Source organism: Gordonia westfalica (genome assembly GCF_900105725.1).
In the GTDB taxonomy this organism is placed as follows: Bacteria; Actinomycetota; Actinomycetes; order Mycobacteriales; family Mycobacteriaceae; genus Gordonia; species Gordonia westfalica.
The window spans coordinates 2,036,341-2,048,567 of record NZ_FNLM01000034.1 but is presented as its reverse complement, the minus strand read 5'-3'; the positions used below and the strand labels follow the sequence as shown (position 1 = coordinate 2,048,567).

The window sequence follows — 12,227 nt, the reverse complement described above, 5'->3', positions numbered from 1 at the left end:
GATAAGGTTGCGTTGTGTCCCGGTAACCGCGACACATCGCAATCTGAATTCCACTGGCTCCCTGAGCGGCGAGCTCGCGCGCGTCGCGGCTAATCCAGGCCGCGCGCGGTGAGCGTGTCGGCGAAGCCGTCCGCGGTGCGGAGGGCGGCGAGCACCACCGGCGCGACGAGGATGCGCGGGCCGGGCCGGAGCCCGCGGGCCTTGCGCGCCTCGTCGACCTCGCGCACCACCTCGACCATCAGCGGGATCGCGCGGATCGTCAGTGCCAGCGCGATGCCGATCAGGTCGGTGCGCACCCCCACGTGTCGTAGCGGGCTCAGGCCGCGGACGATTGCGTCGAGCATGTCGGTGGTGCGGGTCGTCAACGTGACGACGGTGGCCAGGGCGACCGACAACGCCAGCACGCCACAGACCACCACCGCACGACGCCAGTCGGTGAAGATCACCTGAAAAGCGAAGATGAACAACAACATCCAGACCAGCGGCCGCAGCTGCTTCCAGGCTTCACGGGGGCCGATACCGGCCAGCGCGAAGGTCACCGCGACCGCGAGGGAGGCGATTCCCAGCGCCGGCAGCGTCCGCACGGTCAGTGACATGACGAGGATCGCCAGGGCCATGGCGACGAACTTGATCCCCGGGCCGAGCCGGTGCAGCAGGGTGTTCCCGGGGCGGTAGACGCCGAGGACGTTCACGACATCAGTGTCCGGTAGAAGGCGAGCGCGGGATCGGGCTCGTCGTCGGCGACGACCCGGCCGTCGTCGATCACGATGACGCGGTCGAAGCCGTCGAGGATGTCGAGGTCGTGACTGACGACGATGAGCTGTTCGTCGAGCGTCGCGAAGACGTCGGTGAGCATGCGGGTGTTGCGGAGATCGAGCAGTGTCGTCGGCTCGTCGGCGACGATGATCGCCGGGTCGGTCACGAAGATCGACGCGAGCGCGAGGAGCTGCTTCTGTCCGCCGGACAGCCGCTGGGCGGGATGATCGGCGTGCCGGCCCAGGCCGAAACGCTCGAGCACCTCGAGGGCGCGAGCGGCGCGCTGCTTCTTGTCGAGGTCGGTGCGACGCAGCGACAGCTCGATGTCCTCGATGACCGTCGGCATGATGATCTGCCGGTCGGGGTCGGAGAAGATGAACCCGACGCGGCGACGGACCTCACGTTTGTTGCGGGAGACGTCGACGCCGTCGACGGTGACTGTTCCCGACCCCGGCACGACGAGCGCGTTGATCATCCGCGCCAGCGTCGACTTCCCGCTGCCGTTCGCCCCGACGATGCCGATCCGGTCCTCGGTGAGCGTCAGCGAGACATCGCGCAGCACGACGCGGTCGTCGTAGGAGTGCGAGACATCCGTGAACTCGATCATCGAAACGGGTCGATCGCCGGCGAGCGGTTCAGCTGCCGGCGCCGGAGCGCCGGGACAACCGCAGCGGCTCGATGAGGCCGGGACGACCGCGATGGATCTGCGCGGCCACCAGCGCGGCGACGACGACCTTGAGGACATCGCCGATGATGAACGGGCCGTTCGACGTGATCGCCGCCCACACCGTCAGATCGGTGCGCAGGATCAGCCCGAGCACTCCGAACAGGTAGAGCACGAACATCCCGCCCAGCGCATTGATCCCGATGCCCCAGAGCACGCGGTAGCGCGGCTTGTCGCCGACGGACATCATCGCCGCCGTGAGCACGCCGATCACGATGACCGCGGGCAGGAAGCCGACGAAGTAGCCGGCGGTCGGGGAGGCCAGCGCGGTCAGACCGCTGCGCCCGCCGGACAGGATGGGGAGTCCGGCGATGGCCAGCACCATGAAGATGACGACCGCGAGGGTGCCCTTCCGGGGGCCGAGGACCGCGCCGGCGAGGATCACGCCCAGGGTCTGGAACGTGATCGGGACGCCGCTGCTGCCGATGTTGATGGTCCCGGGCAGGCCGAGCGCGGCGATCAAGGCGGCGAAGACGGCGGCCTGGGTGAGGTCGGAGATGCTCAACGACCATGCGGTGGTACGGGGAGATGCAGTCATGTCGGTGTCGAAGTATTTCACGTCGTGGTCGCACACTAGACTCGACCGGGTGACAGACTCTTCTGCTGAGGATTTCCTCGAGGGCCCGCGGCCCGTTCTCGTCGTCGACTTCGGAGCGCAGTACGCGCAGCTGATCGCACGGAGAGTGCGTGAGGCGCGCATCTACTCCGAGGTGATCTCCCACGACGCCCCGCTGGCGAAGATCCAGGAGAAGAATCCGGTCGCGATCATCCTCTCGGGCGGACCGGCGTCGGTGTACGCCGAGGACGCCCCGGAACTCGATCCCGGCGTCTTCGATCTCGACATCCCGGTCTTCGGCATCTGCTACGGCTTCCAGGCGATGGCCGCGAAGCTCGGTGGCGAGGTCGCCAACACCGGTGGCCGCGAGTTCGGTCGCACCACGCTGACGGTGAACGGCGAGGGCATCCTGCACCAGGGGCTCTCCGACACCCAGCCGGTGTGGATGAGCCACAACGACGCGGTGCAGCAGGCCCCGGAGGGCTTCACCGTCACCGGTTCGACGCCGGGTGCGCCCGTCGCGTCGTTCGAGAACCTCAAGCGCCGCATGGCCGGCGTCCAGTACCACCCCGAGGTGCTGCACACCCCGCACGGTCAGCAGATCCTGACGCGCTTCCTCTACGAGGTCGCCGGGCTCGAGGCCACGTGGACCGCGGCGAACATCGCCGACGCCCTCATCGACGCGGTGGCCGACCAGATCGGCGACGGCCGGGCCATCTGCGGTCTGTCCGGCGGTGTCGACTCCGCGGTCGCCGCCGCGCTGGTCCAGCGCGCCATCGGCGACCGCCTGACCTGTGTCTTCGTCGACCACGGACTGCTCCGCGCCGGTGAGCGCGAGCAGGTCCAGCACGACTTCGTCGGCGCGACGGGCGCGAAGCTCGTCACCGTCGACGCCGCCGAGGTGTTCCTGAAGGAACTGTCCGGCGTCAGCGACCCCGAGACCAAGCGCAAGATCATCGGCCGCGAGTTCATCCGCTCCTTCGAGGGCGCGGTGAGCGAGGTCCTCGGCGAGGAGGCCGAGGTGGGGGAGAAGGTCGACTTCCTGGTCCAGGGCACGCTCTACCCCGACGTCGTGGAATCCGGTGGCGGCAGCGGCACCGCGAACATCAAGAGCCACCACAACGTCGGCGGACTGCCCGACGACCTCGAGTTCAGCCTTGTCGAGCCCCTGCGTCTGCTGTTCAAGGACGAGGTCCGCGCGGTCGGCCGCGAGCTCGGCCTGCCCGAGGAGATCGTCGCGCGCCAGCCGTTCCCGGGTCCGGGCCTGGCGATCCGCATCGTGGGCGAGGTGACCGCCGACCGGCTCGAGATGCTGCGCAAGGCCGACCTGATCGCCCGCGAGGAGCTGACCGCCGCCGGACTCGACGCCCAGATCTGGCAGTGCCCGGTGGTGCTGCTGGCCGACGTCCGCAGCGTGGGCGTCCAGGGCGACGGCCGCACCTACGGTCACCCGATCGTGCTGCGTCCGGTCTCGAGCGAGGACGCGATGACCGCCGACTGGACGCGCGTGCCCTACGAGGTCCTCGAGGTCATCTCGACGCGCATCACCAACGAGGTCCCCGACGTCAACCGCGTCGTCCTCGACGTGACGAGCAAGCCGCCGGGCACCATCGAGTGGGAGTGACCTGAATGCAGCGGGCCGGTGTGATCATCACGCGGGCCCGCTGCATTCACCCCTCGTCTCTCACTTGCTGCGGCGGGTCCCGGAGATGATGAGGAGCAGGCCGATCAGCAGCCCGACGCCGACGGCGGCCCAGCCGAGGTCGGCGGCCTCGGGCAGTGCGGGTCCGCCGGCCAGACCCCATCCGGCCACGGCCAGCGCCGCGATGCCCACGATTCCCAATCCCGGTGCGCGGTGGGTTGATTCGGTGTACTCGTCCGGCGCGGTGGCGTCGCCGTTGAACTGCTCGTTCATCGCGTGACCCGAACCTCTCCCATGCCGGTGTGTGCGTCGACCTCGAGGACGGGCCCGTCGGTGCCGTCACGGCCACCGTCGAGTCCGGTGGGGCAGTCGATGTCGCCGATCCCGGTGTCGCAGGTGACCCGGACGTTCATGTTCTCGGGCAGCATGACCTCGATGAGGCCCACCCCGTTCCGCAGTTCCACCCGCCGGTCGGCGGTGAGGTCGACCTCGCGCAGGTCCAGGGTCATCTCACCCACTCCGAGGGAGTATTCGGACTGGATATCGTTCTCACTCAACGGCTTCCAGTTCCGATCTCCGGCCCCTCCGGAGGGGACCGTGATGCCGGAGGCCGTCGTGGTCACGATCGTCGCGACACCCAGGAGGATGGCGATGGGCAGCAGGCCGGTGCTGTGGTCGCCGGTTCGTCGGCGGCGGGTCGCGGCGAGCAGCAGGCCCGCACCGACGACCGCCAGACACAGCGACAGGATGCGCGGCACGGTGAACCAGTCCACCCCCGCCTGATTCAGGGCTGCCCCGGCTGCGCCGACGATGACCGCGAGTCCGAGGACGACCAGCGTCAGCGCTGACCGTCGACGCCGCGGCTGCACCGGCTTCACGGGGGCGGCGGGTTCGGGCAGATCCCAGGCGAACGGGGCCGCTCCCAACGGATCCCATGCGGGCGGAGCGGTGTCGATGTCGTCGGGTGCGGGCGCCGGGGTCGGCATCGGTGACCAGCGTTGCGCGCCGGCGGACTCGGCGTCGTTCTGATCAGTGCCGGTCTTCTGCAGGTCGACGGTCGGCGTGGTCGGCGAACTCGCGGGTCCGGTCGTCGCGACACCTGTCATCGCCCGCGGGACCCATCGTTCGAACTGCCCTGCCGTCGGCGGCGGCACCACGACGTCGGTGACGGCCACGGTGTCGATGCTGGTGCCGGGCGGGGCCGTCGGCGTGCGCAGGTAGAGCAGGTACCACCCGCCGAGCATCAGGATCGCGCCGACGAGTCCACCGGATCCCCAGGTGCGGTTGGGGCCGATCGAGGTGACGATGACGATGGCGAGGACGGCGAGCACGATGAACTGCGGGTTGCCCCAGCCGTGTCCCTCACCGTGGCGTCGGCCACTGTGTCCGGCGTGCGCCGCGCGAAGGGCCTCCGAGTGGGCCCGTTGCCGGCCCGGGAAGGCGATCCAGGCCGCCAGGTACAGGATCAGTCCGCTGCCGCCGAAGAAGGCGGAGACCACGAAGGCGACCTTCACGAGAGTGGGATCGACGCGGTAGCGGGCGGCGATGCCACTGCACACGCCGGCGATGGTCCGGTTCTCCGGACGACAGGGGCGTGTCGACCACAGCTCCCTGATCTGATTCTGGAACTCCTTGGTGTCCATGCCGATCATCGTGCTCCCCCGAACGCGGACAGCACATCGGGTGATTCCCTGATTTCCACCCGGTGGGACCCCGAAGCGCACCGGGCACCCCGAGACCGCGAATGGAGAAACGGGGGTGAACCCCGATGTCCGGTTCGGTTCGGCGTGGGAACATCGTGGGGTGAGTGGAACGGAGGTGGAGCCTGTCCCGCGGCTGGTGCGACGGGACGGTGGCCGGGTGGTCGCCGGGGTCGCCGGCGGGATAGCCGACCATCTGGGGGTCGACGTCTTCCGCGTCCGGATCGTGTTCGTGGTGCTCGCCGCGCTCGCTGGAGCCGGTGTCGCGGCCTACGGTCTGCTGTGGTTCTTCTGCCCGCCCGGCAAGGACACCACCCCGCCCGCGCCGGGCGAGCGCCGGCAGTCCCTGGGCCTGGCGGTGATCGGGCTCGTCGCGATGTCGGTGGTCGGCTTCGCGGCGTCAGGCACGCCCGCGGAGTACCTCGTACCCTTCGTCTTCATCGCCATCGGCGCCAGTCTGGTCTGGCGCGAGTTCGACACCTCCCACCGCGCGCCCCGCGCCCCGCTGCTGACCTGGACACGGCTGATCGGCGGTGTCCTGCTGGTGGTCGGCGGTCTCGTGGTGATCGTCCTCGCCGGAGACCGCAGCTTCGGTGGTCTCAATTCGACGATCCTCGCGGTGGTGGCGACGCTGATCGGCGTCGTGCTGCTGACGGTGCCGCTGTGGATGCGGATGTGGCGGACCCTCAACGAGGAACGCGCCGCGCGCATCCGTAACGCCGAACGCGAGGAGATCGCCTCGCACCTGCATGATTCGGTGTTGCAGACCCTCGCACTCATCCAGAAGAAGGCCCACCGTCCGGAGGAGGTCGCCCGCCTCGCTCGCAGCCAGGAGCGGGAGCTGCGTGCCTGGCTGTTCGGGGACCCCGCACAGGAACGCGGTTCGCTCGCCGCGGCGCTGCGCAGCGTCGGCGCGGAGGTCGAGGACGCCTACGGCGTCGACGTGGAGATCATCACCGTCGGCGACCTGCGACCCAACGATGCGCGGGATGCGAAACGATGGTCGGCGCTGGCCGGTGCGACGCGGGAAGCGCTGGTCAATGCGGCCAAGCATTCCGGGGAACGTACCGTCGACGTCTACGGCGAGGTGACCGAGGACCAGGTCGAGGTGTTCGTCCGCGACCGCGGCGTCGGCTTCGACCCCGCCGTCGTCGACGACGATCGCCAGGGCATCAGCCGGTCGATCCGGGCACGGATGGAACGGGTGGGTGGTCGGGTGTCGATCACGTCGACGCCCGGGCGCGGCACCAATGTCGCGCTGACGATGCCGCGCGGCGTCGGCGTGCCGGTGGTCGAGGAGGCGGCCGGCGAGGCCGGAGCGTCCCCGGCGGATCGGGACCAGGCAGACCGAGAACCCATGGACAACCGGAAGGTGCGATGACCCCCGAGCAGACCCCGAACCCGACGGACACGACGGCCTACAACGCCGACCCGCCGGCGTCGACCTACACCGTGTATCTCGTCGACGACCACGCCGTGTTCCGTTCCGGGGTGCGCGCCGAACTGGCCGACGAGCCGGGACTGCGGGTGGTCGGGGAGGCGGGCACCGTTCCCGAGGCGGTCGCCGGGATCGTCGCCACCACACCGGATGTGGTGCTCCTCGACGTCCACATGCCCGCCGGGGGCGGCGTCGCGGTGCTGCGGGGCGTGCTCGACCGGATGGGCGCCGATTCGGAGATGACGCCGGTCTTCCTCGCGCTGAGCGTGTCCGACGCCGCCGAGGACGTGATCGCGACGATCCGCGCCGGGGCCCGTGGCTACGTCACCAAGACGATCGACGGCGCCGAACTCGCCGACGCGGTCCGCCGGGTCGCAGAGGGTGACGCGGTGTTCAGCCCCCGGCTGGCCGGATTCGTGCTCGACTCGTTCACCGGTAAGTCGTCGGCACCCGAACCGCCGCTGGATCCCGAACTCGACTCCCTCACGCGGCGCGAACTCGAGGTGCTGCGGCTGCTGGCCCGCGGCTACACCTACCGGGAGATCGCCGAGGAACTCTTCATCTCGATCAAGACCGTGGAGACGCACGCGTCCAACGTGCTGCGCAAGACCCAGCAGTCCAACCGCAACGCGCTGACCCGCTGGGCGGCCACGCGCCACATCGGCTGATCCCGCGGGTCCATTTCCATCCCGCGGGCGATAGCGGGTAAGCGGGAAGGAATCGGTCACGCGGGAAGATCTACTACCGAAAGTCGTTGACACGTCCTGCGATTCGACGATCTCGTGCCGATCGGGATTGTCGGTGGCCGCTCGTATGGTGTTGTCATGGCTTTCGAGTTCGGCACCATCGACCCCGCCGGGGATCTCCCCGACCCGGGGTTTGATGTGGCGGGGTTCGATGTGTTCGGGCCTCTGGCGGGGCTCTCGCCGGAAGCGTTGATCGACTCCGCGCGGTATTCGGCGTCGATGAATGCGGTCAACACGTGCCGGATGTTGATGGCCGCGAGTCTGTTGCACGAGCATCGGGAAGAGGAGTATCTGCTGCGGCGTAGTCAACTCCGTTCGGGGCAGGCCGAGTCGGTCGAAGATCTGCTGAGGATGACCGCCGACGCGATGTCCGGCAGTGGCCCGTATGAGGAGTTCGGTCCGAACGGGTTCGAGCAGGCCGTCGCGGAGTTCGGTGCCGCGATGAACATGACTGCGGCTCAGGCGCGGGACATGATCCGCACCGGCGATGCGATGCGGTACCGACTGCCCCTGACCGGCACCACTTTGGCCTGTGCCCGTATCGATTTGGCCCGGTTCCAGATCGCGATGAAGCGCACCGATTTCGTCGACGACGCCGCCATGCCGGCCGTGGATGCGGCGTTGGCCGAGGCGATCCTGGCCCGTGACCCGATGTCCATCACGCGGTTGACCACGATGGTCGACCAGATCGTCCACACTCACGCCCCGGAGGCGGTGAAGCGCCGCAACGACCACGCCGCCCGCGACCGCGGTCTCTCGATTCGTCCGGACCGGCATCAGCCCGGGCAGTCGCGCATCGCCGGGCATGTGCCCGACATCGACGGCGCCGCGCTCAACGCCCGTCTGACCGCGATGGCCGCCGGTGTTCACAAGGGTGATGGGCGCACTATGAGCCAGCGCCGCGCTGACGCGCTACTAGCTTTGGCGCACGGCCACCAGGACCTGGACTGCCAGTGTGAGGACTGCGCACCCGAACCGGTTGCGCAGGAGCTCGACACCCCCGAGCCCGCCGTACAGGACTTCGACATCCCCGAGTCCGCCATACAGGAACTCGACGCCCCCGAGCCCGCCGTGCAGGACCTCGACGACCGCGAGGTCGACGATGTGGTCACCGAGAGTGGTGTACCGGTGGCCGAAGCCGCTGATGAAACCGTCACGGAAGCCTCAGAGTCGCCCGAGGAATGTACGTGCACGTGCGCCCGGTGCCGGGCTCCGCGTCCGACGTTTCACATTGTGGCCAACGAGACGACGTTGCAGGGTCGCGACAACGATCCCGGCATGCTCGACGGTTACGGGCTCATCGAGGCCGATGTCATGCGTGCTCTGTTCGCCGACGCCACCCACACCTACGTCACCACCGGTGTGCGCACCGAACCGGCCGAAGCGGATGCGGCGGCCGCTGCTGCAGCGAGCCGGTATGTGCCCAGCAGGAAACTGCAGGCACTGGTCCGGGCCGGGGAGTTGTGCTGTACCTTTCCGGGTTGTAACCAGCCGGTGTGGACTGTCGATCTCGACCACACTCACCCGTTCGACCACCGCAACCCCGACAGCGGCGGGAAGACCGCGCAACGGAATCTGAAGCCGTTGTGCCGGTTCCATCACCGGATCAAGACTTTCGGGGCGTGGCGGGATTCGCAGGACGAGTACCTGGCGACCTGGTTCGAAGCACCCACCGGCCATGTGTACCTGGGCAATCCGTTCACCGGACGGGACCTGTTCGCGTCACTGAAAACCCAACCGCCTGACCATCCGGCGAGGCGGCGACTCGACGACGAACGCGCCACTCGCACCGACACCCACCGTCAACGACAAGACGAGTGGGACCGAAACAACCCACCACCGTTCTGAGATACAACGCTGCGCTCACCTCCGGTGGAGGCGGGGTTCTAACGCAACAGCGCGATGGCGAGGACCACGAGAACCGCCAGCACCGCGAAGAACACGAACACCGACACCGCGAGGGCCGTGCTCGACGTGGCCGTGTTCCGGGAGGGTGGTCCGTAGCCGGGGTTCGTCGGCTGATGGGGTGAGGACGATTGGGTCGCAAACGAATACGGCTGCGGCGTCGACATCACCGTCGGGGAGAGGTGTTCCTGCCGGGTGTGCGGGACGTCGCGGGAGCCGCGATCGCCGGCCAGGGTCGGGGCGTACGGCGGCAGGGTAGCGCCGGCCACCGGGCGGTGGGGCCCCGTCGTCGTCGAGCCGGGTGTCGACGAGCGGTTGTTGCGTTGCGCCCACACCGGCGTACCGGCGCCGGGCCGGGTGATGAGGCCGGTGAGCACCTGATCCCTGGTGCCGCGGGAGCCGGCGGCGAAGGCGGTGAGGGCGTCGCGCGCCTCCGTCATCGAGGGTCGCTTCGTCGGGCTCGGTTCCAGTAGTCGCAGCAGTACCGGTTCGAGGTCGCCGGCTTTCGTCATCGGGTTGATCCGTGCCCGAGCGACCTTGTGCAGCAGCGCGATCGAGTTGTCGTCGACGCCGAACGGCGGCTGCCCCTCGACCATCGTGTAGATCGTGGCGCCCAGCGAGTAGACATCGGAGGCCTCCATCGGCTCCGCGCCGCGGGCGACCTCGGGCGCGAAATAGGCCGGGGTTCCGGTGATCACGCCGGTCTGGGTGAGTGTCACGTCGTCCTTCGCCCGCGAGATCCCGAAGTCGGTGATCTTGACGAGTCCGGCGTTGCGGCCGCCCTCGGCGATCAGGATGTTGCCGGGTTTGATGTCACGATGCACTATCCCTGCCGCGTGGGCCTCGACCATCGCGTCGGCCACCTGCGCGCCGATCTGGGCGGCCTCCTTCGGCTCGAGTGTCGTTGTCGCATGCAGGATCTGGGCGACGCTGCGCGACGGCAGGTATTCCATCACCAGCCACGGCTCACCGCGGTCGAGGGCGACGTCGTGCATCGCGATGGCGTTGCGGTGCGACAGCTTCGCCGCGATGCGGCCCTCGCGCATCGCCCGTTTGCGGACGTTGTCGGCGGAATCCTCGGTGAGGCCCTCGGTGGAGACGACCTGTTTGACGGCCACCTCGCGGTCGAGGAGCTGGTCGCGGGCCAGCCACACCGTGCCCATGCCGCCGCCGCCGATCCGCGACTTCAGGCGGTATCGGCCGGCCACCAGGTACTGGGGACCTGGGGCATGATGGGTTCCGACGGACGGTGGCATACGGCGATGATAGCGGCGAGGGCCCGTCGACGGGCACCGCACTTGACAGTGTGATCGCACATGTGTTCGACTCGCTGCCATGCGATGGTCCGAGCAGGCGGTCGAGGTCGACGACGGGGCACTCCCCGGGCTGAGCCGCTCCGGCCTGGTGCGGTCGGTGCGGACGCCCGACTTCGAGGGGGTCACCTTCCACGAGGTGCTGGCGAAGAGTGCCCTCAATCGCGTCCCGGAGGCGGCTCATCTCCCATTCCAGTTCACCGTCAACACTTTTCGCGGGTGTACCCACGCCTGCCGGTACTGCTTCGCCCGGCCGACCCATGAGTACCTCGATCTCGACGCGGGCAAGGACTTCGACTCCCAGGTGGTCGTGAAGCTCAATGTGGCCGCGGTGCTGCGCAAGGAGCTGAAGCGTCGCTCCTGGACGCGGGAGACCGTCGCGCTGGGCACCAACACCGACCCCTATCAGCGCGCGGAGGGCCGGTACAAGCTCATGCCGGGGGTGATCGCGGCGCTCGCGGAGTCCCGGACGCCGTTCTCCATCCTCACGAAGGGCACGCTGATCCGGCGCGATCTGCCGCTGTTGCGGCAGGCGGCGGGTCAGGTCCCGGTGAGTGTCGGAATCTCGCTGGCCATCATCGACCCGGATCTGCAGAAGAAGATCGAACCCGGCACACCGTCTCCGCAGGCCAGGCTGTCGCTGATCCGCGATCTCGCCGACGCCGGTCTCGCGCCGCACGTGATGGTCGCTCCGGTCATCCCGTATCTGACCGACGCCAAGTCTCATCTCGACGAGCTGCTCGGCGCTCTCGCCGACGCGGGGGCGTCGGGTGTGACCGCGTTCCCGATGCACCTGCGGTCGTCGACCAAGCCGTGGTTCCTGGAGTGGCTGGCCGAGGAGCATCCGGCGCTCATCCGCCGGTATCGCGGCCTCTACGGGCGCGGCGCCTACGTGACGCCCGAGTACTCGTCGTGGCTGCGGGAGCGGATGCAGCCCCTGGTGCAGCGCCACGGGCTGGCGGGCTCGGGCGGCCTGCGGCAGTCCGGCTCGGAGGCGGTCTCGTCCGATTCGGTGGCCGCGCCCGAACTTCAGCACGCACTCACTCTGTTCTGACCCCTGCTGCCTGAGGTGTAAGAGCGAATCCAGCGACCCCGCTGCCTGAGGTGGAAGGGCGAATCCGGCTACCCCCGCTGCCTGAGGTGCGAGCGAAGCGAGCCACGAAGGCCTGGTGAGATGACGTCACCAGGCCTTCGTGGCTCGCTTCGCTCGCACCTCGCACCTCAGGCGGCGGGGGTGGTGTTCGCACCTCAGGCGGCGGGGGTGGTGTTCGCACCTCGGGGAGCAGGTCTTTGCATTGTGTGACGAAAGATGCACCAGTTCAACGTGTTACGCCTGGTGGCAGGCTCTCGATGGTCGTCGGTTGACGCTTGTCGGTGGGTGGTTCTACTCTCTGGTTATCGAAACAATGTTCGAATGATCGGCGGACGAGATCGCTCTCGTGGTCAT

The 12,227-nt window shown here is 68.7% G+C and carries 11 protein-coding genes; 5 read left to right on the top strand and 6 right to left on the bottom strand.

From position 1 onward, the window contains the following. Nucleotides 1-89: 89 nt before the first annotated feature. Genes BLU62_RS14720 through BLU62_RS14710 form a run of 3 tightly spaced genes read right to left on the bottom strand, consistent with a single transcriptional unit; the run spans nt 90 to nt 2,018 of the window. Nucleotides 90-692 carry an energy-coupling factor transporter transmembrane component T family protein gene (locus BLU62_RS14720; RefSeq protein WP_074850229.1) on the bottom strand — a complete coding sequence of 201 codons (603 nt, stop codon included), beginning with the start codon at nt 690-692 and terminating at the stop codon, nt 90-92. Next, nucleotides 689-1,363 (bottom strand): energy-coupling factor ABC transporter ATP-binding protein, encoded by a 675-nt coding sequence (locus BLU62_RS14715; protein ID WP_074850228.1) that lies wholly within the window; start codon nt 1,361-1,363, stop codon nt 689-691. Before BLU62_RS14715 ends, BLU62_RS14720 begins: the two co-directional genes overlap by 4 nt. A gap of 28 nt (nt 1,364-1,391) precedes the next feature. Then, a complete protein-coding gene (locus BLU62_RS14710) occupies nt 1,392-2,018 on the bottom strand; it encodes a biotin transporter BioY (RefSeq protein WP_074852918.1) in 627 nt (208 codons plus the stop codon). Between the two features lie 49 nt (nt 2,019-2,067). Here BLU62_RS14710 and guaA point away from each other — a divergent pair, with 49 nt between their 5' ends. Beyond that, nucleotides 2,068-3,660 (top strand): glutamine-hydrolyzing GMP synthase, encoded by a 1,593-nt coding sequence (gene guaA / locus BLU62_RS14705; protein ID WP_074850227.1) that lies wholly within the window; start codon nt 2,068-2,070, stop codon nt 3,658-3,660. 60 nt (nt 3,661-3,720) lie between these two features. Here guaA and BLU62_RS14700 read toward each other — a convergent pair whose 3' ends face one another. Both BLU62_RS14700 and BLU62_RS14695 read right to left on the bottom strand, forming a co-directional pair. Beyond that, nucleotides 3,721-3,951: a hypothetical protein gene (locus tag BLU62_RS14700; protein WP_074850226.1), complete on the bottom strand. Its 231-nt coding sequence runs from the start codon at nt 3,949-3,951 to the stop codon at nt 3,721-3,723. Further along, nucleotides 3,948-5,330 carry a PspC domain-containing protein gene (locus BLU62_RS14695; protein WP_074850225.1) on the bottom strand — a complete coding sequence of 461 codons (1,383 nt, stop codon included), beginning with the start codon at nt 5,328-5,330 and terminating at the stop codon, nt 3,948-3,950. Before BLU62_RS14695 ends, BLU62_RS14700 begins: the two co-directional genes overlap by 4 nt. 151 nt (nt 5,331-5,481) lie before the next feature. On the opposite strand from BLU62_RS14695, the gene BLU62_RS14690 reads away from it, so the two are divergent. The 3 genes from BLU62_RS14690 (at nt 5,482) to BLU62_RS14680 (ending at nt 9,410) form a co-directional block, all read left to right on the top strand. Then, complete coding sequence (locus BLU62_RS14690; RefSeq protein WP_074852917.1) at nt 5,482-6,759, top strand: ATP-binding protein; 1,278 nt, start codon at nt 5,482-5,484, stop codon at nt 6,757-6,759. Then, entirely contained in the window at nt 6,756-7,484 is a 729-nt protein-coding gene (locus BLU62_RS14685) for a LuxR C-terminal-related transcriptional regulator (RefSeq protein WP_074850224.1), read from the top strand. The genes BLU62_RS14690 and BLU62_RS14685 overlap by 4 nt, the downstream gene beginning before the upstream one ends. Before the next feature lie 156 nt (nt 7,485-7,640). Further along, on the top strand, nt 7,641-9,410 hold the full coding sequence (locus BLU62_RS14680) for an HNH endonuclease signature motif containing protein (protein WP_074850223.1): 1,770 nt from the start codon (nt 7,641-7,643) through the stop codon (nt 9,408-9,410). Between the two features lie 38 nt (nt 9,411-9,448). On the opposite strand, the gene BLU62_RS14675 is transcribed toward BLU62_RS14680, so the two are convergent. Continuing rightward, nucleotides 9,449-10,723, bottom strand: coding sequence for a serine/threonine-protein kinase (locus BLU62_RS14675; protein WP_074850222.1), 1,275 nt, complete (start codon nt 10,721-10,723; stop codon nt 9,449-9,451). 79 nt (nt 10,724-10,802) lie between these two features. Between BLU62_RS14675 and BLU62_RS14670 the strand changes: the two genes are divergently transcribed. Beyond that, nucleotides 10,803-11,834: an Rv2578c family radical SAM protein gene (locus BLU62_RS14670; protein WP_074850221.1), complete on the top strand. Its 1,032-nt coding sequence runs from the start codon at nt 10,803-10,805 to the stop codon at nt 11,832-11,834. Nucleotides 11,835-12,227: the final 393 nt, after the last annotated feature.